The 19,693-nt window shown below is 70.9% G+C and carries 19 protein-coding genes; 11 read left to right on the top strand and 8 right to left on the bottom strand.

From position 1 onward, the window contains the following. Positions 1 to 94 precede the first annotated feature (94 nt). The 3 genes from ACIA77_RS35810 to ACIA77_RS35800 form a co-directional block, all read right to left on the bottom strand. The gene (locus tag ACIA77_RS35810) at positions 95 to 1,588 is read right to left on the bottom strand and encodes a trypsin-like serine protease (protein ID WP_395890502.1); all 1,494 of its coding nucleotides are present in this window, start codon (positions 1,586 to 1,588) and stop codon (positions 95 to 97) included. A gap of 80 nt (positions 1,589 to 1,668) precedes the next feature. Then, positions 1,669 to 2,508, bottom strand: a complete 840-nt coding sequence (locus ACIA77_RS35805; protein WP_395890501.1) for an SDR family NAD(P)-dependent oxidoreductase — start codon at positions 2,506 to 2,508, stop codon at positions 1,669 to 1,671. Continuing rightward, on the bottom strand, positions 2,505 to 3,437 hold the full coding sequence (locus ACIA77_RS35800) for an SDR family NAD(P)-dependent oxidoreductase (RefSeq protein ID WP_395890500.1): 933 nt from the start codon (positions 3,435 to 3,437) through the stop codon (positions 2,505 to 2,507). The genes ACIA77_RS35805 and ACIA77_RS35800 overlap by 4 nt, the downstream gene beginning before the upstream one ends. 71 nt (positions 3,438 to 3,508) lie before the next feature. Between ACIA77_RS35800 and ACIA77_RS35795 the strand changes: the two genes are divergently transcribed. The 4 genes from ACIA77_RS35795 to ACIA77_RS35780 all read left to right on the top strand — a co-directional run bounded on the left by ACIA77_RS35795 (position 3,509) and on the right by ACIA77_RS35780 (position 7,900). Further along, entirely contained in the window at positions 3,509 to 4,426 is a 918-nt protein-coding gene (locus tag ACIA77_RS35795; RefSeq protein WP_395890499.1) for a LysR family transcriptional regulator, read from the top strand. A 129-nt stretch (positions 4,427 to 4,555) separates the two neighbouring features. After that, positions 4,556 to 6,127: a bifunctional 3-(3-hydroxy-phenyl)propionate/3-hydroxycinnamic acid hydroxylase gene (locus tag ACIA77_RS35790; RefSeq protein ID WP_395890498.1), complete on the top strand. Its 1,572-nt coding sequence runs from the start codon at positions 4,556 to 4,558 to the stop codon at positions 6,125 to 6,127. 17 nt (positions 6,128 to 6,144) lie between these two features. After that, positions 6,145 to 7,074, top strand: a complete 930-nt coding sequence (locus ACIA77_RS35785; RefSeq protein ID WP_395890497.1) for a VOC family protein — start codon at positions 6,145 to 6,147, stop codon at positions 7,072 to 7,074. A 1-nt stretch (position 7,075) separates the two neighbouring features. Continuing rightward, positions 7,076 to 7,900: a fumarylacetoacetate hydrolase family protein gene (locus ACIA77_RS35780; RefSeq protein ID WP_395890496.1), complete on the top strand. Its 825-nt coding sequence runs from the start codon at positions 7,076 to 7,078 to the stop codon at positions 7,898 to 7,900. 119 nt (positions 7,901 to 8,019) lie between these two features. On the opposite strand, the gene ACIA77_RS35775 is transcribed toward ACIA77_RS35780, so the two are convergent. Genes ACIA77_RS35775 through ACIA77_RS35760 form a run of 4 tightly spaced genes read right to left on the bottom strand, consistent with a single transcriptional unit; the run spans position 8,020 to position 11,340 of the window. Further along, a complete protein-coding gene (locus ACIA77_RS35775; RefSeq protein WP_395890495.1) occupies positions 8,020 to 8,646 on the bottom strand; it encodes a hypothetical protein in 627 nt (208 codons plus the stop codon). Next, positions 8,643 to 9,437, bottom strand: a complete 795-nt coding sequence (locus ACIA77_RS35770) for an IclR family transcriptional regulator (RefSeq protein ID WP_395890494.1) — start codon at positions 9,435 to 9,437, stop codon at positions 8,643 to 8,645. Before ACIA77_RS35770 ends, ACIA77_RS35775 begins: the two co-directional genes overlap by 4 nt. 26 nt (positions 9,438 to 9,463) lie before the next feature. After that, positions 9,464 to 10,408 (bottom strand): amidohydrolase family protein, encoded by a 945-nt coding sequence (locus ACIA77_RS35765; RefSeq protein ID WP_395890493.1) that lies wholly within the window; start codon positions 10,406 to 10,408, stop codon positions 9,464 to 9,466. Continuing rightward, on the bottom strand, positions 10,405 to 11,340 hold the full coding sequence (locus ACIA77_RS35760; RefSeq protein WP_395890492.1) for an MBL fold metallo-hydrolase: 936 nt from the start codon (positions 11,338 to 11,340) through the stop codon (positions 10,405 to 10,407). The genes ACIA77_RS35765 and ACIA77_RS35760 overlap by 4 nt, the downstream gene beginning before the upstream one ends. A gap of 151 nt (positions 11,341 to 11,491) precedes the next feature. On the opposite strand from ACIA77_RS35760, the gene ACIA77_RS35755 reads away from it, so the two are divergent. The 5 genes from ACIA77_RS35755 (at position 11,492) to ACIA77_RS35735 (ending at position 17,043) form a co-directional block, all read left to right on the top strand. Continuing rightward, positions 11,492 to 12,571 (top strand): alcohol dehydrogenase catalytic domain-containing protein, encoded by a 1,080-nt coding sequence (locus ACIA77_RS35755; protein ID WP_395890491.1) that lies wholly within the window; start codon positions 11,492 to 11,494, stop codon positions 12,569 to 12,571. 10 nt (positions 12,572 to 12,581) lie between these two features. Continuing rightward, positions 12,582 to 14,027: an aldehyde dehydrogenase family protein gene (locus ACIA77_RS35750; RefSeq protein WP_395890490.1), complete on the top strand. Its 1,446-nt coding sequence runs from the start codon at positions 12,582 to 12,584 to the stop codon at positions 14,025 to 14,027. A 591-nt stretch (positions 14,028 to 14,618) separates the two neighbouring features. After that, complete coding sequence (locus ACIA77_RS35745; protein WP_395890489.1) at positions 14,619 to 15,071, top strand: Fur family transcriptional regulator; 453 nt, start codon at positions 14,619 to 14,621, stop codon at positions 15,069 to 15,071. An 11-nt stretch (positions 15,072 to 15,082) separates the two neighbouring features. Then, positions 15,083 to 16,549, top strand: a complete 1,467-nt coding sequence (locus ACIA77_RS35740) for a catalase (RefSeq protein WP_395890488.1) — start codon at positions 15,083 to 15,085, stop codon at positions 16,547 to 16,549. A 107-nt stretch (positions 16,550 to 16,656) separates the two neighbouring features. Next, positions 16,657 to 17,043, top strand: coding sequence for an ankyrin repeat domain-containing protein (locus ACIA77_RS35735; protein WP_395890487.1), 387 nt, complete (start codon positions 16,657 to 16,659; stop codon positions 17,041 to 17,043). Positions 17,044 to 17,089: 46 nt separating this feature from the next. Here ACIA77_RS35735 and ACIA77_RS35730 read toward each other — a convergent pair whose 3' ends face one another. Next, a complete protein-coding gene (locus ACIA77_RS35730) occupies positions 17,090 to 18,031 on the bottom strand; it encodes a LysR substrate-binding domain-containing protein (RefSeq protein ID WP_395890486.1) in 942 nt (313 codons plus the stop codon). Between the two features lie 47 nt (positions 18,032 to 18,078). Here ACIA77_RS35730 and ACIA77_RS35725 point away from each other — a divergent pair, with 47 nt between their 5' ends. Both ACIA77_RS35725 and ACIA77_RS35720 read left to right on the top strand, forming a co-directional pair. Next, positions 18,079 to 19,086, top strand: a complete 1,008-nt coding sequence (locus ACIA77_RS35725) for an AraC family transcriptional regulator (RefSeq protein WP_395890485.1) — start codon at positions 18,079 to 18,081, stop codon at positions 19,084 to 19,086. 467 nt (positions 19,087 to 19,553) lie between these two features. Beyond that, positions 19,554 to 19,693: LysR family transcriptional regulator (locus ACIA77_RS35720; protein WP_395890637.1), on the top strand; the 140-nt coding region annotated here is incomplete at its 3' end.

Genomic DNA, 19,693 nt, shown 5'->3' with positions numbered 1-19,693 from the left:
TTCCGGAGATGAACTTGTGATCATCCGGATCGTCCGGTTTCGGGGAGGGCCCCGGGCCTTCGTCGTCGAAGGCCCGGGGCTCGCCACTGACCGATCAAGCCCTCGGTTTCGTCAGCCCGCACCCGGCCAGCGATAGATCCACAGTGGAACCCGCACCGAGACAAGCGGGAATTCCCGACGTCTGTTCGCCGTACGACCGGCTCATGTGGACGAACACGACGCCGCTGTCGTCGACCTCGCAGGGGTTGCCGTCCGTGCAGACGCCGCCCTGGCCGTTGGAGGTGTTGTGGATGCCGACGACCTGGCCGGTGTGCGCGTCGAGGATCGGGGAGCCCGAGTCGCCGCCGCCGGGGGAGCAGTCTTCGTTGTACTGGATGGCGTGGTGCATGCTGTAGCCGCCCTCGCGCAGTTCCGGGACGATGTTCGCGACGGCGCACGCCCAGGTTTTCCTCGAGTCACCCGAGAGCACGTTGACCTGCTCGGCTTGCGTGGCTTCCGCGGTGCCGAGGTCGAACACCTTGACGCCGCCGAGCTGGGCGTAGGTCTTGTCCAGCTGGTACAGCGCGATGTCGGTGCCGGTCATGGTGGCGTACAACAGTTTCGTCGTGTGCACAGTGGACTTCGGGTTGCCCGCGGCGTCCAGTACGGACACGTCACGGGCCTCGGCGCGGTCCGTCACCGCCGAGCCGGCCGCGGGGCGGTCGCCCTTGACGCAGTGGCCGTTGGTGAGGAACAGTGCCGGATCCGCCGCCGCCGCGCCGGATTTGCGCACGATGGACCCCGAGCACGCGTCGACCCGGGCGGCTCCGTCGAGCGTCGGGTGGCGTTCGCCGTCGGTGTTCTCGGCGATCCAGTCGTGGTAAGTGGCGGCGTTCGTGTAGATGCCCGGCGAGTCGGTATCGCCGCCGCTGACCACGCCCGCCAGCACCCAGTCGGCGCCGTTCTTCACCAGGGCGGGCCCGCCGGAGTCCAGGTTGCCCGGTCCGACGCTGCCGTCGACCGCTCCGATGCAGAGATCGGTCAAGCTGACCTGGCAGGTGCTGGTCGCCTGGACCTGGGTGTCGGCTTCGCGCAGCTCGTCGGGGTAACACGCCTTGTCCGTGCACGTGGAGCCCCAGCCGATGATCCTCGCCGGGGTGCCCGGTGCCGGAGCCGCCGTGGCGACTCCGATCGGCTTCGCCTTCGCCGGGTGCGCCAGCTTGAGCAGCGCGATGTCCTTGCCGAAGACGTAGTGCAGCTGCGGGCCGTTCGACCGCCGCACGTACTTCTCGACCGGGATGAGTTCACCTCCCGACGTTTTGCTCGTCGAGCCGAGCCGCACCGACCAGTCGCTCGGCTGGCCGACCTGCTGCTCGTACGTGTTGCGCGCGCAGTGGGAAGCCGTGACCACCCACTGCGGCGCGATCAGCGTCACCCCGCACACCTGCCCGTCGGGGTTCGGCCCCTCGCCGGGCCGGATCAGGGCGCCGGTGAACGGGTACGCGTGCGGAGACTGCACCCCGCCGACGATCGCCGACGCCGGCACCGCGGCCAGGGCGGCCACGGACACCGCGGCCGCCACGGCGGCCAGCACACTTCGGACTTTCACGGACACGCACTCCTTCTCGGGTGAGAACCACGGTCCGGCTCAGCGTCGTGACCGGGTGTGCGCGCCCGTCGACCGGAGCGTCACGATCTTGTGACAGCTCCCCACGACAGGACGGTGCCGTACCGGACCAGTTGCCCGTAGAACTCCGGGTCCGCCGGTGACAACGCCAAGTCGAGCAACGGCACGGCCGCCGCGGCGGGGCTGGGGGCCGTGCTGACGTCCCACCACAGCGCGGAAGTCGGCGTGTTCATCATCCCCGGGCACACCGCCGCGATGAGGACGCCGCGCTCGGCGTCCAGCTCGCGGCGGCTCGCGGCCAGCGCGCGCACCGCCGCCACCTGCCCGATCTTCGACGGGATGTTCACGAATCCCGGCCACGCGCCGGCGCGGGCGCTGCCGTCCAGGACCGCGTCGCGCCAGGCCGAGACGGCCTTGTCGACGTCGTCCAGCGAGGTCAGGCCGTCGAACCGGTCGTGCAGCACGGGGGCGAGCTGGTTCAGCGTGCCGAGCGAGCTCGCGACGACGAGGAGTTTGCCGCCGTCACGCAATAGCGGCGCGAATGCCCGCAGCAGGCGCGTGGTGCCGAAGTTGTTGACGTTCACGTACTCCTCGACGATCTCCCGCGGGTCGTCGTCCGGGCCGACCCGCATCACCGCGTTGCCGAACACGACGTCGACCCCGCCGTGGCGTTCGCGCAGCGTCGTGGCGAGCCGGACGACCGACGCGGGGTCGGCGACGTCCAGCAGCTCACCGCGCACGCGCGCCCCGCCCGCCGGCAGCGCGTCCACCGCTTCCGTGACGCGCCCGAGGTTCCGCCCGGTCAGGTACACGGTGTCCTCAGTGGACAGCCGCTGCGCCAGCCCCTCGACGAGCGCCAGCCCCAAGCCTTGGGTGGCGCCGGTGACCAGTGCGACGGTCATGCTTCCTCCAGCACTCGTGAGGTGTATTCCCACAGGCGTTCCGCGTTCGCCGGATCCAGGGCGAACCGGGCCACGCCGTGCAGTTGTGGCACCTCGCCCCGGCGGTCGATCGTCGGTGTCTCGGCGCAGTCGACGAAATAGCGCCCGCCGATGCCCTCGAGCACCGGCGAGGTGGCCACCAGCACCGACGTCGCCGCGCCCTGCTCCGGCGTCTTCATCAGTTCCGGCGGGACGGATCCGCTGCCGCGGCCTTCGGTGTGCCGCTGCAGGTTGGTGAAGATCCCGCCGGGCATCACCGCGTTCGCCGTGATGCCGTCGCGGGCCCAGCGCCGGGTCGCTTCGACGGCGAACAGGACGTTGGCGGTTTTGGACTGTCCATACGCGAGCCACCGGTCGTAGCGGCGCAGGGCGAAGTGCACGTCGTCGAACACGACCGGCGACAGCTGGTGCCCGCTGGAGCTGACGGCGACGATCCGCGCCACGCCGTCCGCGGCGAGCGCGGGGTGGAGGCCGGTGGCGAGGGCGAAGTGTCCGATGTGGTTGGTCGCGAACTGCCACTCCCAGCCCTGCGCCGTGTACTGCTCGGGCGACGCCATCACGCCGGCGTTGTTCACGAGCACGTGCAGCGGACCGTCCCACGCGGTCGTGAACGCGGTGATCGACGCCGGTTCGGTCAGGTCGAGCTCGGCCACGCGCACGGCGGTGCTGCCGGTGGTCGCGGTGATGTCCTTGGCGGTCCGCTCTCCGGCGGCGGTGTCGCGCACGGCGAGGGTCACCTCGGCGCCCGTGGCGGCCAGCGCCCGAGCGGTCTCCACGCCGATCCCGGACGCCGCCCCGGTGACCACGGCGCGGCGACCGGTGAGGTCGACGCCCTCGGCGACCTCGGCGGCCGTGCTGGCGAAGCCGAACGGAGTTTTGATCAGGTCCATACCGGCAACGCTAGGCTTCGTGCGGGCATGCCGGTAGCGAAAGTGTCGCACGTGGGGTATGCGTAGTCGGCATGGCCTTCACCGATGCGTCGCTCACGGCGCTGCGCGTGTTCCGGGAGGTGGCGGAGCGCGGCTCGTTCACGGCCGCGGCCGCCGCGCTCGGCTACACCCAGTCCGCCGTCTCGCGCCAGATCGCTTCCCTCGAACGAGCCGCGGGCGCGCCGCTCGTCGAACGCCGCCACGACGGCGTGCGCCTCACCCCCGCGGGCCGGCTCGTCGTGCGCCGCGCCGCCGCGGTCGTCGACGCGGTCGACGCCGCGGCGCGTGACCTGGCCGGTCTGCCCGACGGCCACGGCACCGTGCGCCTCGGCTGGTTCGCCAGTGCCGGCGCCGCGCTCGTGCCCGAGGCGCTCGAGCAGCTGCGCCGCACCCACCCGGCCATCAGCGTGACCACGCGCGAGGGCAGCACACCCGCGCTGGTCCGGGCGTTGCGCGCGGGCACGGTCGACCTGGCGCTGATCGCGTCGGCGCCGCCGTTCCGCCCGCCGGACACCGAAACCCCCGCTCTGCACGTGCAGACGCTCACGGAGCGCAGCCTGGCCGTCGCCGTCCCCGCGGCGCACCCGCTCGCCCGCGGGGAGTACGTCGACGTCGCGGACCTCCACGGCCAGCGCTGGATCGCCGGCTCGCGCCACGAGCACCTCATGGGTGTCTGGCCGGGCCTCGACGAGCGCCCCGACATCGCCCACACCGCCCGCGACTGGCTCGCCAAGCTCCACCTCGTCGCCGCCGGCTGCGGCATCACCACGGCGCCCCCGTCGATCGCCCCGGTCCTCCCGCCGGGCGTCCGCCTGCTCCCGGTTCGTGGCGGCCCGTCCGAACGTCGCCGCGTCCTGCTCGCCCGGCTGCCGCACCCGCCGTCGGACGCCGTGAGCCGGCTCTCGGACACCTTTCGGGAGGTCGCGCTGCGGCTCGAAATGGACCTCTGACCTGGGGGAATCCGGGGGCGACGGCCCGGCCATGCTCAAATAATAGTCCTGAATTTCAAAAATACAGTCCTTGTAATCAGGACGCGAGCCGCCTATTGTGAGTGCAGCACCCGGACAACAGGAGGGCTCGTGGACGTCGGAACGAAGGTCGTCGACGTGGCGGTGATCGGCGCGGGGCCGGTGGGCATGACGGCCGCGGCGCTGCTCGCGGCGCGGGGCCTCGACGTGGTCGTGGTCGAGCGCAACGCGACGACCAGCGACGCACCCAAGGCGATCAGCATCGACGACGAAGCGATCCGCGTGTACGCGTCGGCCGGCCTGGCCGAGCGCATCCAGCGGATCATCGTGCCGGGCACCGGCACGCGGTACTACGGCAGCGACGGCGCGCCCCTGTTCCAGGCGGGCGCGGAGATCCCGTTCCGGCTCGGGTTCCCGTTCAAGAACCCGTTCGCGCAGCCGGAGCTGGAGCGCGAGCTGTTCGAGCACCTGAAGTCCACAGTGGATCTCCGGATGAACACCGAACTCCGGGAGATCGTCCAGGACGGCGCGGGTGTCGACCTCCGGTTCGGCGACGGCGGCAGCCTGCGTGCCCGCTACGTCCTCGGTTGCGACGGCGGCCGCTCGACCGTCCGGGAGGTGCTCGGTGTCGGCATGACCGGGCGCAGCCACGACGACGTCTGGCTGGTGGCCGACGTCCTCGGCGACCACCACACCGAGCGCTACGGCATGCACCACGGTGATCCCGCTCGGCCGCACGTGATCGTGCCGGGCCGCGACGGGCGCTGCCGCTACGAATTCCGCCTGCAGCCGGGCGAAGGCGAAGCCGGTGCGCCGCCGTCGTTCGAGCTGATCCGCTCGCTGCTCGAACCCCTCCGCCCGATCACCCCGGACGAAGTGGAGCGAGCCGTGAACTACCGCTTCAACGCCGTGGTCGCCGACACGTGGCGCATCGGCCGCGCGTTCCTGCTCGGCGACGCCGCGCACATGATGCCGCCGTTCGCGGGACAGGGCCTCAATTCCGGGATCCGCGACGCCGCGAACCTCACGTGGAAACTCGCGGACGTCCTCGCCGGCCGGCTCACGCCGGGCGCCCTCGACAGCTACGAACTCGAACGCCGGCCGCACGTCGAGGAAACCGTCCGCCTGTCCGAACGCCTCGGCCGCATCGTCATGACCACCAACCGCCGCTTCGCCGAGCGGCGCGACGAGCTCGTCCGGACCGCCCTGCGCTCGCCGGAGGGCCGCAGCTACTTCGAGCACATGCGCTACCGGCCGGCGCAGAGCTACCACGCCGGGCTGGTCGTGCCCGGCGACCTCGCCGGCCGGCCCGTCGGGCAGCCGCGCGCCTTCGACACCAGCGTCCACCGCACCCGGCTGCTCGACGAGGTGCTCGGCACCGGCTGGGCGCTGCTGAACATCGGCGCCGCCGAAGATCCCGAGGAAACCCAAGAGTTGCGCGAAACGCTGAAACCGGCGTACGCCTACGTGACCGTCGACCAGCACCTGCCGGCGTCCCGTTCGGACGGTCCCTACCTCGTCGACGTCGACGGCTCGCTCGACCGCGAGTTCGCCGGCGCCCACGGCCGGCTGCTGCTCGTCCGGCCCGACCGGTTCGTCGCCGCCGCGTGGCGGCCCGGCGAACGACCCGACTTCACCGCTCTCGGCCTCCCGCGGCGCGAGCCCGTCTTGTCCACGTCCTGATCCGAAAGGCAAGTCCCATGCAGACACCCGTCCGGCACACGCTCCCGGAAGGCGGCGCCGCCGGCGCGCTGCGCCGCACCGCCACGTCCCACCTCGGCCTGCGCGTGCCCGACGTCGCGGCTGCCGCCGAGTTCTACGAGCGCGTGCTCGGCCTCGTCCGGCACTCCGCGCTGCCCGACGGCGGGGCCCGGCTGGGCTGGGGCAGCGGCCACCACGTCCTCGACCTGCTGGCGGGGGAGCAGGGCCTCGACCACATCGCGTTCGAGGTCCGCGACCACGACGGGCTCGCCGCGCTGGAGAAGCGGTTGCGGGAGAACGGATACGAGGTCGGCGAACTCGACGAGTCCTACTTGGACGAAGTCGCCGGCGACGCGACCGGGCTCGTGACCCGCGACCCGGACGGCAACGTCGTGCACCTGCACCCGGCCGTGCGCCGGGCGGGTGAGCACGCCGCCGACACTGGCCGCCGGCCCATCAAGTACCAGCACGTCACGCTGGCCACCACCGACGTCGCGCGCATGGCCGCGTTCTACGTCGACGTGGTCGGGTTCCGCATCTCCGACCAGCTCGCCGACGGCCGGTTCGCGTGGCTGCGCAGCGACCGCGACCACCACACCCTCGCGGTGGTCAACACCGGCCGCTCCGGCGACATCGACCACTACTCCTACGACCTCGCCGAGTGGGAGGACTTCAAGGCGTGGTGCGACCGGCTGACCGAACAGGACGTGCCGGTCGCGTGGGGGCCGGGCCGCCACGGCCCCGGCAACAACCTGTTCGTGTTCTTCGACGACCCCGCCGGCAACCACATCGAGCTCTCGGCCGAGATGGAGAAGTTCCACGACGACCGGGTCACCTACGTGCCGCGCCGCTGGGACCCGGTGCCCGCGAGCGTCAACCTGTGGGGCGGCCAGCTCGCCACCTGGCGGCGCACCTCGGAAGGGAACTGACGTGGCTTACGCGACTTACGAATTCGAGGGCCGGCGCCGCGTCGGCCGCGTCCACGGCGACCGCCTGGTGCCGTTGGCCGGTCTGACGGAGCTCGGCCGCGACACCCCGGCCGACGTGCTGGCGACGGCCGCCGAACTGCCGGAAGAGGCCGTGCGGGTGGCGGACGTGCGGCTGTGCCCGGTGGTGCCGAACCCGGACAAGATCATCTGCGTCGGCCTCAACTACCTCACGCACGTCGGCGAAACGGGCCGCGCCCTGCCCGAGTACCCGGTGCTGTTCACGAAGTTCGCGTCCAGCTTGGTCGGTCCCGACGACGACATCGTGCTGCCGCCCGAATCGGTGCAGGTGGACTACGAGGCCGAGCTGACCGTCGTGATCGGACGCCCCGCGCGCCGCGTGTCCCGCGACGACGCCCTCGACCACGTGCTCGGCTACACGGTCGCCAACGACATCACCATGCGCGACTACCAGTACAAAACGCACCAGTGGCTGCAGGGCAAGGCGTGGGACCGCTCGACCCCGCTCGGCCCGTACCTCGTGCCGCCGGCCGACGCCGATGTCTCGGCGGCCGGCATCCGCACCCTGCTGCACGGCGAGAAGCTGCAGGAATCCGACACGTCCCACCTGATCTTCGACATCCCGACCCTCGTGTCGACCATCTCGGAGTTCACCACGCTGCTGCCCGGCGACCTCATCCTCACCGGCACCCCGGGCGGCGTCGGCTACCGCCGCGACCCCCAGCTGTTCCTCACGGACGGCGACGAAATCACCGTCGAAGTCGACGGCATCGGCCGGCTCGTCAACCGCGTCCGCGCGGAGAGCTGACCGGGAAGGAAAACCGCGGAGGCAGCCGTCCCCTGCCTCCGCGGTTTTCCTTGTGCTTCAACGCCGCGTGCGCAGCCAGTTCAGCACGACGCAGCTGTTCACCAGGTCTCGGCGCGTGCTCACCTCGTCCGGGCGTGGAGGCGCCGGCGGAGCCATTCGAGGAGTTTCCGATCGGCGCCGTGGGCGATGAGGTCGGTGATCCGCTCCTCCAGTTCCCCCGCGTCACCGGTGTCGATCTCGAGGATCACCTTCGCGAAGCCAGGCCCGTACCCGAACATCACCGAGAGGTCGGGGTCGCGGCGGGCGGAGATTTCAGCCAGCGTCGGGAGTTCGAGCCAGCTCCGCCACAGGGGCACGGCTACTTCGCGGAAGTGGTCGCGGATCTTCGGGCCGTACTCGTCGATCTCGGCGGGCAGGAACCGCCACACGTCGTTCACCGGTATTGGCGCGGTGTTCAGGTCTGCCGGAACATCCAGCCTGGTGAGGAACAGCTGCCAGCCGTCGTTCAGCCGCGCTGATCGTGCGCCGTTGTCGTGGTACTCGCGGAGGACGGCGGGAATCGCTGCCGTCTCGACGAAGAACGAGTATTCGGGCGCCGTCGGCCAGGCGCGGATCTTGGCGAGGACGGCGTGCCCTTCCGGCGAAACGAGGGACCACACCCGCTGGCGGCGCTTCGTGAACCCCGCCTCCTTCAGCACCGGGTCGACGTAGCGCTGCGCCAGGTCGTTGAGGGCTTCGACGCTCACTGGGTCGTCAGGAGCAGGCGTTCGCTGATCTGCCCCGCGGCGGCCAGCACCTTGTCCACAATGGCCTGTTCCTCGCCCGGCGCGACGCGCGTCGCGAGGGCGGCGACGCTGATGGCCGCCGCGACGGTGCCGGATTCGTCGCGGATGGGGGCGGCGATGCCGAGGACCTCAGGGTCCACCTCGGCGCGCGTCATGGCGTAGCCGTCGTCGCGGATTTGGTCGAGGCGCTTCAGCACGTCGGGGACCTCGGTGAGCGTGGCGGGCGTGAAGCGCTGCAGGGGAGTGCTGCGCAGCACGGCCTCGACCTCCGCGCGGTCGCTCCACGCGAGCAGCGCCAGCGCCGACGCGCCGGCGTTGAGGGGGAGCGTGCTGCCGCGCTCGTAGGAAATGCGCACGCGGTGCGTCTGCGATTCCGCGCGGTCGAGGCACACCACGAGGTTGCCGGTGCGCCGCGTCAGCAGCACGGTTTCGTGCACGGCCTCGGCGAGATCCGTCATCACGGGTGCGGCGACCTCGGACAGCCCGTACGTCCGGCGCGCGAGCCGCGCGAGCTCCAGCACCTTGAGCCCCAGGCGGAAGCCACCGCCGGGGGCTTCTTCGAGGAAGCGGTTCGTCACGAGGCTCTGCAGGTAGCGGTAGGCCGTCGACTTCGCGACGCCCAGCTTCGCGGCCACAGCACTGCCCGAGAGCACCGGCACCTCGTCGGTGAACATGCCGAGGATGTCGAGCGCGCGGTCGGCCGTGGAGTTGCGCTCGCGGTACGCGCTCGTCTTCTCTGCTGGTCCTGCCATGCGGGAAACTATATCTGACATGCGGGTCAGGCGAGGCGTGGGAACAATTCCCGGGCGTTCCGGCCGAACACGCCCGCCCGCGTCTCGTCGTCGAGCAGGTCCGTCGTGAGCAGTTTCTCGCGCAGCGCCACGCAGGAATCCGCCGGGGTGAACGGGAAGTCGCTGCCGTAGTGCAGGTGCGCGGCGTCCGCGACCGACAGCAACGCGCCCAGCAGTTCGGGCACCGGTGCGCCGGCGAGGTCGAAGTGCAGGGTCTTCAACGCCTTGCGGATGTCCGGCGTCGGCGTGCCGGGCTTGGCCAGCAGCGGCAGGAGCAGCTCGATCCGGTTCGCGAGCACGGGCAGCGCGGCGCCGGCGTGCGGCACGATCACGCGCAGCGACGGGTGCCGCTCCAGCGTGCCCGACAGGATCAGCTGCGTGACCGCGCGCGTCGAGTCGAACATGAACTCGAGCATCGGCCGCGGGTAGCCCAGCGCAAGGTGCTCGGCGGCGTCCGGTGTCGTCGGGTGCAGGAACACCACGGTGCCGCGGGCCGCGGCCTCCGCGTAGACCGGCTCGAGCCGCTCGTCGCCGAGGTACACGCCGTGGTGGTTGGTCTCCAGCACGATGCCGTCGGCGTGCAGCACGTCGAGGGAGTGCTTGAGCTCCGTCACCGACGCGTCGACGTCCGGCAGCGGCAGGCTCGCGAAGAACCCGAACCGCCCGGGGTGCGCGTCGCGCAGCCGCGCCGCCTCCTCGTTCACGAGCCGCGCCAGCTCGGCCGCCTTCGCGTCGTCTCCGAAGTGGACGCCGGGGGTGGAGATCGACAACATCGACGTCCGCACGCCCAGCCGGTCCATCGTGGATAGTGCGGCAGCCTCGCTCCACCCGGGAATGGCCTTGATCCCGTCCGGCTGGCTGTGTCCCGCGGCGATCAGCGCTTCGCGGTAGAAGTCGGGCACGTAGTGGGCGTGCACGTCCACGGCAGTCATGCGGAGGTGTCCTTTCGAGTCTGCGGCAGATCGAGCTCCAGGTCGGTCGGGAGCCACGCGTAGCCGTCGCCGTCGCGCTTGAGGTGCCCGAGGCCGGGGAACGGGAAGTGGTAGGCGAACACGGCGTGCCGCTCGCTCTCGACGAGGTCGTAGATCCGCTTGCGCTGCGCCGTCGCGGCGGGACCGTCGTAGTCGAACTGGAACCGCCACTCGGGGTGCTGCAAGAGGATCACGTAGTGGTGGCACAGATCGCCCCAGCACACCATCGTCTGCCCACCACTTTCGATGCGGTAGACGAGGTGGCCCGGGCTGTGTCCCGGCGTCGCCGTCGCGGTGATGCCGGGCGCGACCTCGTAACCGTCTCCGACGCGCACCACCCGGTCACCGTACGCCAGGAGATTGCGGTTCGCGCCCACGTAGTGGTCCTTCATGTGCTGGTTGGGCGCGGTGTCCACTCGGGACAGATCGGTCCAGTGCACGAAATCGGTGTCGCTCACGACGATGCGCGCGTTCGGGTAGAGCGGCTGGTCCTTCTCGTCGACGAGTCCCCAGCAGTGGTCCGGGTGCGCGTGCGTGATCGCGACGACGTCGATGTCGGCCGGCTCGAACCCGGCGGCCCGCATGCTCGCCACCGCTTGCCCGGTCTGCGGCCCGAAGAACCCGCGGCCCAGGTCCGGCGAGCGGCCGACACCGGTGTCGAACAGCACGAGCTGCCGCCCGGTGTCCACGATCAGCAGGTTCTGGTGCAGCCGCACCTTGTCGGCGGGCAGGTAGTGGCGCTCCAGCAGCGCGTCGATCTCCGCCGGGTCGGCTTCCGGGAAGTTGTCGCGCGCCGGGCCCATCTCGAGGATCCCGTCGCTGACGACCGTGCACTCGAACTCACCGTGGCGGAACCTCGTCCACGCCGCGGGCCGGCTTGTGCGTGCTGCCATGGCTGCTCTCCTTCGAGCGCGTTCGTACCTCTCCACCCAGCATAGGTTTCAAAATTCAGGAGTCAAGACCTGAAAAACAGGACGATGTGCGTTACGCTGAGCCCAGCGCACACTTCCCGGATGCGCCGTTTCGAAGGAAAGGACCGAGCCCGTGACGACCGCAGCCGTGATCTGGCAGGAGGGGCAGGAGTTCTCGCTCGAGGACGTCGAGCTCGACGAACCGCGGCCCGACGAGGTGCGCGTGCGCCTCGTGGCGACCGGCATGTGCCACACGGACCTGAGCGTGGCCCACGGCGTGACCCCGTTCCCGCTGCCCGGCGTACTGGGCCACGAGGGGGTCGGCGTCGTCGAGGAGGTCGGCTCCCGCGTCGTGCGCACGAAACCGGGTGACCGCGTGCTGCTGACGTTCACGTCGTGCGGGCGCTGCGGCAACTGCCGCGGCGGACACCCCGCGCTGTGCGAGCACCACTTGCCGCTCAACCTGTTCGGCGGCCGCCGGGCCGACGGCACGGCCACCATCCGGCACAAGGGCGAGGACCTCGGGTGCCACTTCTTCGGCCAGTCTTCGTTCGCGCAGCACGCGATCGTCGACGAGCGCAGCGTCGTGGTGCTCGGCGACCTCGCGGAGGCGGACCTGCCTGCCTTGGCGCCGCTCGGCTGCGGGCTGCAGACGGGCGCCGGCGCGATCCTCAACGTCCTGCGCCCGACCCCGGGGTCCACGGTCGTCGTGGCGGGCGCCGGCGCGGTCGGGCTCGCCGCGGTGATGGCGGCCGCGCGCATGTCGCCGGCTGCCGAAGTCGTGGTGGTGGACCGGGTGGCGAGCCGGCTGGAGCTGGCAAAGCGGCTCGGGGCGACGTCGGTGCTCGAAGCGTCGGCCCCGGGTGCGCTCGCGGGCGCGGATTTCGCGGTGGACACCACGGGAAACGTGGGCGTGATCGAGAACCTCGTCGCCGGGCTGGCGGTCGGTGGCACGTGCGCGCTGATCGGTGCGCCGCGGGCGGGTTCGCGCGCGTCGTTCGACGTGAACCGCCTGCTGCCGGGGCGCTCGATCGTCGGCGTGACGCTGGGCGACGGCGAGCCGGAGACGCTCGTGCCGCTCCTGGCGGCCGCGCACGCGCGCGGCGATTTCCCGATGGAGACGTTCCAGAAGACCTACGCGTTCGAAGACATCAACACCGCTGCCGCCGACGCCGCGTCGGGTGCCGTGGTGAAGCCGATCCTGCTGTTCTAGGAGTCTCGCTGTGCTGCTCTTCATCGACGGAAAACACGTACCGGCGCGGGACGGGGCGACGTTCGCCTCCCGGTCGCCGGTCACCGGCGAGGTGCTGGCCGACGTCGCCGACGCCTCGCCCGCCGACGGCCTGCTCGCGGTCGCGGCGGCCGGACGCGCGTTCGCGGAGTGGTCGCGCGTGTCGTTCGCCGAACGCCGGGCCGTGCTGCTGCGCGCCGCCGACCTGCTGGAAGCCGATTTCCCGCGCACTCGCGACTCGCTCGCGCTCGAAGTCGGCGCGGTGCGCGGGTGGGCGGAGATGAACACCGCGGAGGCCGCGGCGACGCTGCGCGAGGCGGCCGGCCTGGCGAGCAGTCCGCTGGGTTCGGTGCTGCCATCGGCTGATCCGTCGGGCGCGAACCTGAGTCTGCGCACGGCCGCGGGTGTCGTGCTGGCGATCGTGCCGTGGAACGCGCCGGTGGTGCTGGCGGCGCGGTCCGTGGCGATCGCGTTGGCTTTGGGCAACACGGTCATCCTGCGCCCCAGCGAACAGGCGCCCCACGCGGCCGGTCACCTGCTCGCCGACGTCCTGACCCGCGCGGGGGCGCCGGCGGGCGTGGTGAACGTGGTGACGTGCAGCCCTTCGCGCAGCAAGGAACTGGTGGCTTCGCTGGTCGCCGAACCCGCGGTCCGCCGGGTCGTGTTCATCGGCTCGACGCCGGTCGGGCGCAGCATCGCCTCCGTCGCCGGGAACGCGCTGACGCCGGCCGTCCTGGAACTCGGCGGCAAGAACCCCACCCTCGTCCTGTCCGACGCCGATCTCGACACCGCGGCCGATCACGTCGCCTTCGCCGCCTTCGCGAACTCCGGCCAGGTCTGCATGTCGACGGACCGAGTCCTCGTGGCCGCTCCGGTCTTCGCCGAGTTGTGCGAACGCGTCGCCGCCCGCGCCGCCGCGCTGTCCATCGGTGACCCCCGCCTCGACACCACGGCCGTCGGCCCCCTCATCACCGACGCCGCGGCCGCGCGCTTCACATCGTTGGTGGCCGACTCCGTGTCGCGCGGGGCCCGCGTGCTGACCGGCGGGAGCGCCGACGGCCGCTACGCCACCCCGACCGTCCTCACCGACGTCAGCGCGGAATCCCAGCTGTACTCGACGGAATCCTTCGCGCCGCTCATCACCCTCCAGCCGTTCGCGGACGAGCCGGCCATGATCGCGGCCGCCAACGACACCCCGTACGGCCTCATCGCCTCCGTCCTGTCCTCCGACGCGTCCCACGCGTGGCACCTCGCCCGCTCCCTCCGCTGCGGCGCCGTCCACGTCAACGGCCCCTCCGTGGGGGACGAACCGCACGTGCCCTTCGGCGGCCTGGCCGCCTCCGGCTCCGGACGGCTGGGCGGGGTCGAGTCGGTGCTGACTTTCACGGAACAGCGCACGTTCTACCTCCACGGCACGGAGGTGCTCCCGAATCCGTGAGCCAGGGCCGCCTTTCGGCGGCTGGTGTCCTCACCGCGGAAGCCGCGAATTGCTCGCTGCTCGCGCGAAGCTGCCGCGGTTCCTGCTCGGCGCCGCCCTGCGGGATCAATCGCCCGACGAGGTCGCCTGCGGAAGCCGCGCGCCCCGTTCGGCTCCACGGGCCGGCGATTGCCGCGACGTGAAGGCCATGCGGGAAGTGTTCGACGGCAGCAAAATCCCAGCGATCGATTCCTCGGCTCGGGGGCTCGGGGTCGCCGAGGGGAACCTGGCTCAGCCATTTCCCGGTTGATCTATGCGCCGACACAACGTCAGCCCGGGTTTCACTCTCCGTGACCCGGGGCGATCACGGGCGCCTTCATGCCGGGGGATCGTCAACCATGGTGACTGTCATCTCCCATGAACACGCCCGAGCCCTCGAGGACACCGTGGACGACGCCATCCGCGCGGTCCCGTCGTCGCGCCGGAGGGCCGTCGTAGCTGGTCGAGCGGCTGAAACCGCCATTTGGGGGCAGATCCGGTGCGACCCAATTCACTTGAATGAGTCAAGACTATTCTCTGGACTTGTTCCAGAAAGCATGATCTGATGCGCTCATGTCGGCCACGGATCCAGCGGAGTGGCTGCGCGGTGCCTCACTGCGAGTCACCAAGCAGCGCAGGGCTGTGCTACGCGCGGTGGGGCAGCGGCCGCACGCCGATGTCGATTCGGTCGTCCGCGCGGTGCGCGGGGAGATCGGGACGGTGTCGACGCAGGCGGTGTACGACATCCTCGCCGCGCTGGGAGAGGTCGGGCTGGTGCGCAGGATCGAGCCCGCCGGGTCGCCGGCGCGGTTCGAGCTGCGCACGGGCGACAACCACCACCACGTGGTCTGCCGGAGGTGCGGAGCGGTCGAAGACGTCGACTGCGCGGTGGGCGAGCGGCCGTGCCTCACGCCCGCCACCACACACGGTTTCGTGATCGACGAGGCCGAGGTGACCTTCTGGGGACTCTGCCCCGCCTGCGGTGCGGCAGCCGGACCGGGCACGACAGCGGAACACCCGAACTGAGGAGGATGGGAATGGCTTTCGAGGAAAACACGAAGCCGTTGACCACGGCGGCCGGTGCGCCGGTCGTGGACAACCAGAACAGCATGACCGCGGGCGCCCGCGGGCCGGTGCTGCTGCAGGACCTGTGGCTTCTCGAGAAGCTCGCGCACTTCGACCGCGAGGTCATCCCCGAGCGGCGCATGCACGCCAAGGGTTCCGGCGCGTGGGGCACGTTCCGCGTCACACACGACATTTCGCAGTACACCAAGGCCGCCCTCTTCGGGAAGGTCGGCAACGAGTGCGAGATGTTCGCGCGCTTCTCCTCCGTCGCCGGTGAGCGCGGCGCCGCCGACGCCGAGCGCGACATCCGCGGTTTCGCTGTGCGTTTCTACACAGAAGAGGGCAACTGGGACGTCGTCGGCAACAACACGCCGGTGTTCTTCCACCGCGACCCGCTGAAGTTCCCGGACCTCAACCGCGCCGTGAAGCGCGACCCGCGCACCAATCTGCGCGACCCGGAGAACAACTGGGGCTACTGGACGGGCCTGCCCGAATCGCTGCACCAGGTCACGGTCGTCATGTCCGACCGCGGCATCCCCAAGTCGTTCCGCCACATGCACGGCTTCGGCTCGCACACGTTCAGCTTCATCAACGCGGCGGGCGAGCGGCACTGGGTGAAGTTCCACTTCCGCACCCAGCAGGGCATCGAGAACCTGACCGACGAGGAAGCCTCCGCCGTCATCGCGCAGGACCGCGAGTCGAACCAGCGCGACCTGTTCGACGCCATCGAGCGCGGCGACTTCCCGAAGTGGAAGCTGTTCGTGCAGGTCATGCCCGAGGCCGACGCCGCGACGTACCGCTTCCACCCGTTCGATCTGACGAAGGTGTGGAGCAAGAAGGACTACCCGCTCATCGAGGTCGGCGAGTTCGAGCTGAACCGCAACCCGGACAACTACTTCGCCGACGTCGAGCAGGCCGCGTTCACCCCGGCGAACCTCATCCCGGGCATCTCCTACAGCCCGGACCGGATGCTGCAGGGCCGGCTGTTCTCCTACGGGGACGCCGCGCGCTACCGCCTCGGCGTGAACCACCACCAGATCCCGGTCAACTACCCGCGCGCGGCGAAGCTGGTGAACACCTACCACCGTGACGGCACCATGCGCGTGGACGGCAACCAGGGCGGCGTCCCGGGCGTCGAGCCGAACAGCTACGGCCGTTGGCAGGAGCAGCCCGCCTACGCCGACCCGGCGCAGGCCATCGGCTCCACCGCCGACCACTTCAACTACCGCGAAGAGGACGACGACTACTACACCCAGCCCGGCGACCTGTTCCGCCTGCTGAGCGCGGACGAGCAGCAGCGCCTGTTCGAGAACACGGCCCGCGCGATCAAGGGTGCGCGGAAGGTTACCGTGCTCAAGCACATCGAGAACTGCACCAAGGCCGACCCCGCGTACGGCGAGGGCGTGCAGAAGGCCTGCGAGGCCCTCGGCGCGCTGTGAGGTCCTGTTAGGACAACCCTGGGCCGCCCCGTTCTCGCGACGGGGTGGCCCGGCTTTCGGGCACCGGCACCACTTTTCCTGCTGCACGGAGTTGGTGAAATCACATCATGTCGGACAACGAACATTCCGTGGTCGTGCACGAACAGCTTCACCAGCGCGCGCGAGCCGTCATGGCGGATCTGGCGCGCGACGGCAACACGCAAGAGCTCGCGGACTTCCTCGACCACGGCCTGGACGTCAACGCACTCGACGCGGCCGGAAACTCACTCCTGATGCTCGCCGCTTACCACGGGCGCCTCGAGACCGTGCGCTACCTGCTCACGAAAGGTGCGGATCCGGACATCTGCAACGCCCGGGGCCAGGCGGCGATCGCCGGGGCGTTGTTCAAGGGTGAGCACGAGATCGTCGCCGCGCTCAAGGAAGCCGGCGCGGATCTGGACCTGGGCACGCCGACCGCCCGGGAAGCGGCCACGATGTTCGGGCAGACGCTGTAATCCGAACAGTTCCCGGCTCGTCTGTCCGGAAAGGACACTCGGCCGGCTACGGCGCGGTGCTCAGCGGAGCGAGCTCACTGCCCTCGTTCCGCGGCACCGGCCGGCAGGAGCGCCGGATCGCCGCGATCAGGTGCAGTACGGCCGGGCGCTGTTCGTCTTCGCGCCACACCATGCTGATTTCGATCCCGACTTCCGGCGTCACCGGACGGTGCACGAGCCCGGGGCCGAGCAGGTCGACGGGCACCGGCAGCAGGCTGATCCCCAGACCCGCCGCGACGAGGTTGAGGATCGCGGCCGTCTCACCGGCCTCGTAGGCGAACCGCGGCAGGAAACCCGCTCGGGCACAGGCTTTCTCGGTGACCGCGCGGACCACCGACCGGGTAGGCGCGGGGAAGGAGATGAGGTCGTGGGACGCGAGGTCGGCGACGTCGATCACCGCGCGCTCCGCGAGCGGGTGCCCGACCGGCAGCACGGCTCGCAGGGCGCCGGCGGTCAGGGAGTGCGAGCGGAGTCCGGCGGGGATCGGTTCTCCTGCGCGCACCAGGAACCCGAGGTCGACGGACCCGTTCGCGATCGCGTCCAGCTGCGCCGGCGTGAGCAGATCCGTGTGCAGGTCGACTTGGAGGTCACGGAACCGGCGGGCGGTCACCGTGATCCGGGCGAGCAGGGTCTGGGCGGCGCAGCGGGTGAACGCGATCGTGACGCGGGGCGCGGTGGCCGTGGCCAGCTCGGCGACGGTGCGGGTCACCGCGTCGACCTCCCGCAGGATCGCGCGGCTGCGTTCGAGCAGGACGCGCCCGGCGGGGGTCAGCGCGACGCGGCGGGTCGTGCGGCGGAACAGCGCCGCCTTCAGCTCCCGTTCCAGGCTGCGGATCTGCCGGCTCAACGGCGAAGCCGCCATGTGCAGGCGTTCGGCCGCGCGGCCGAAGTGCAGCTCTTCCGCCACGACGACGAAGGCCTTCAGCTGGCGCAGCTCCACGTCGGCCACCTCCTCCGCGCCTTGCCCGGTGATTCCGGTCGAGTTACGATCCGCCCATGTGTGCCGGTCACCGCGCGGCGGGTGCCGGCGCGTCCGGCACGCCGAAGTCGTTCCACACCACCGATCTGGCGTTCGCCCGGGAAGAGCTGAGCCGCGTCTACTACCCGCTCCGGGTCGATCCCACGCGCCGAGCCCGGGGCTTCGACTTCACGATGCGCACGCTGTCGGTGGGGCCGCTCACGATCGGGCGCCTGTCCTACGGCGCCGAGATCATCAAGGACTGCGGTGACCTGCAGACGGCCTACCACGTGAACGTTCCGCTGACCGGCGCCGTGGCGTCGAGGTGCGGTGACCAGCGCGTCGTCGCCACGCCGCGGACGGCTGCGGTGTTCAACCCCGTCGGCCGGACCGTGCTCGACCGCTGGGAGGCCGGCAGCGAGCAGCTGTGCCTCAAGATCGATCGGAGCTTCCTCGAAGGCGAGGTCGTCCGGCGGCTCGAGCGCCCGTTGCCCGCGCCGGTCCGGTTCCGGATGAAGCTGGACCTGACGCGGCCGGCCACCCGCTCGTGGCTGCACGCGGTCGAAATCCTCGCCGCCGAACTGGACGCGCCCGGTGCGTTCACCCGGGACGAGCTGCTCGCCGCGGAGCTGCGCCGGCTCATCGTGGGCGGGCTGCTCTGGGGACAACCGCACAGCTACCGCGAGGCGCTCTCCGAACCGGGTGCGAGCCCGCGGCCGCGGACCGTCAAACGGGTGGTCGAGCTGATGCACGCCCGGCCCGAAGAACCGTGGACGGTCGCCCAGCTGGCCGAACTGGCGGGCGTCAGCGTCCGCTCGCTGGAGGAGGGGTTCCGGCGCTACGTCGGCGTGCCGCCCATGGCCTACCTGCGAGACTGCCGCCTCGATCAGGTCCGGGCGGACCTGTGGGCCGGGTCGCGCCCGGCCGTGTCCGTCAGCGAGGTGGCTTTCCGCTGGGGGTTCGGCCACCTGGGCCGGTTCGCCCAGGCGTACCGGGCCAAGTTCGGGGAGAACCCCTCCGACACGCTGCGGTTCGGGGAACTCTAGCTCCGCCGGCATTCCAGACCTCCCGTCAAGCGCCGCTGCTGACGTTCGACGCGAAAGGTAGAGGTCCGGCGCCGGCCGGGCGATCCGCTTTTCGCGGACCTCAGCCGGAAATCGCGGCGAAGGTGGTCAGGCCCACCAGCTGGGTGCTGACGTCCCGGTTGTCCGGCCGGCGGTCCCCGCGTGCCGCCCACTCTGGCAACCACGCCGCGGTGCGCGGCCGCGAGGGGCGGCGGGACAGCGGGAGTTCGGGGACAGCGGGCGGCAGCGAAGCGCTGCGCGCAGCGGATGACCACATCATCGGTCCGCGTCCGCCGCAGCGGCAACAGCCGCCGGTGCGTGATCATGACCGGTTCGGTCCTGATCCGGGCTGCCGGACCGGGCACTGTGGATGATGGCGGATGCGGACGATTCGGCGGTCGCGGAACCGAGCCCTTGCCCGCGCACTGAAGCATCGAAAGTGGGTCCGGATGGAGCTGCGGCACTTGCGGTACTTCGTTGCCGTGGCCGAGGAATGTCACTTCGGCCGGGCGGCGGACCGGCTCCACATCGCGCAGCCGGCTTTGTCTCACCAGGTCAAGCAGCTCGAGACCGAACTCGGGGTCGAGCT

The sequence above is a fragment of the Amycolatopsis sp. NPDC051903 genome, from assembly GCF_044452505.1.
In the GTDB taxonomy this organism is placed as follows: domain Bacteria; phylum Actinomycetota; class Actinomycetes; order Mycobacteriales; family Pseudonocardiaceae; genus Amycolatopsis.
The sequence above is the reverse complement of the archived record's forward strand: the minus strand, read 5'-3'. Positions and strand labels throughout refer to the sequence as shown.

What these genes read in the sequence shown, in the direction of transcription:
- ACIA77_RS35805 (WP_395890501.1), bottom strand. Translation starts at nt 2,508, where the DNA reads ATGACCGTCGCACTGGTCACCGGCGCCACCCAAGGCTTGGGGCTGGCG.
- ACIA77_RS35800 (WP_395890500.1), bottom strand. Translation starts at nt 3,437, where the DNA reads ATGGACCTGATCAAAACTCCGTTCGGCTTCGCCAGCACGGCCGCCGAG.
- ACIA77_RS35795 (WP_395890499.1), top strand. Translation starts at nt 3,509, where the DNA reads ATGGCCTTCACCGATGCGTCGCTCACGGCGCTGCGCGTGTTCCGGGAG.
- ACIA77_RS35785 (WP_395890497.1), top strand. Translation starts at nt 6,145, where the DNA reads ATGCAGACACCCGTCCGGCACACGCTCCCGGAAGGCGGCGCCGCCGGC.
- ACIA77_RS35770 (WP_395890494.1), bottom strand. Translation starts at nt 9,437, where the DNA reads ATGGCAGGACCAGCAGAGAAGACGAGCGCGTACCGCGAGCGCAACTCC.
- ACIA77_RS35765 (WP_395890493.1), bottom strand. Translation starts at nt 10,408, where the DNA reads ATGACTGCCGTGGACGTGCACGCCCACTACGTGCCCGACTTCTACCGC.
- ACIA77_RS35760 (WP_395890492.1), bottom strand. Translation starts at nt 11,340, where the DNA reads ATGGCAGCACGCACAAGCCGGCCCGCGGCGTGGACGAGGTTCCGCCAC.
- ACIA77_RS35745 (WP_395890489.1), top strand. Translation starts at nt 14,619, where the DNA reads ATGTCGGCCACGGATCCAGCGGAGTGGCTGCGCGGTGCCTCACTGCGA.
- ACIA77_RS35740 (WP_395890488.1), top strand. Translation starts at nt 15,083, where the DNA reads ATGGCTTTCGAGGAAAACACGAAGCCGTTGACCACGGCGGCCGGTGCG.
- ACIA77_RS35735 (WP_395890487.1), top strand. Translation starts at nt 16,657, where the DNA reads ATGTCGGACAACGAACATTCCGTGGTCGTGCACGAACAGCTTCACCAG.
- ACIA77_RS35725 (WP_395890485.1), top strand. Translation starts at nt 18,079, where the DNA reads ATGTGTGCCGGTCACCGCGCGGCGGGTGCCGGCGCGTCCGGCACGCCG.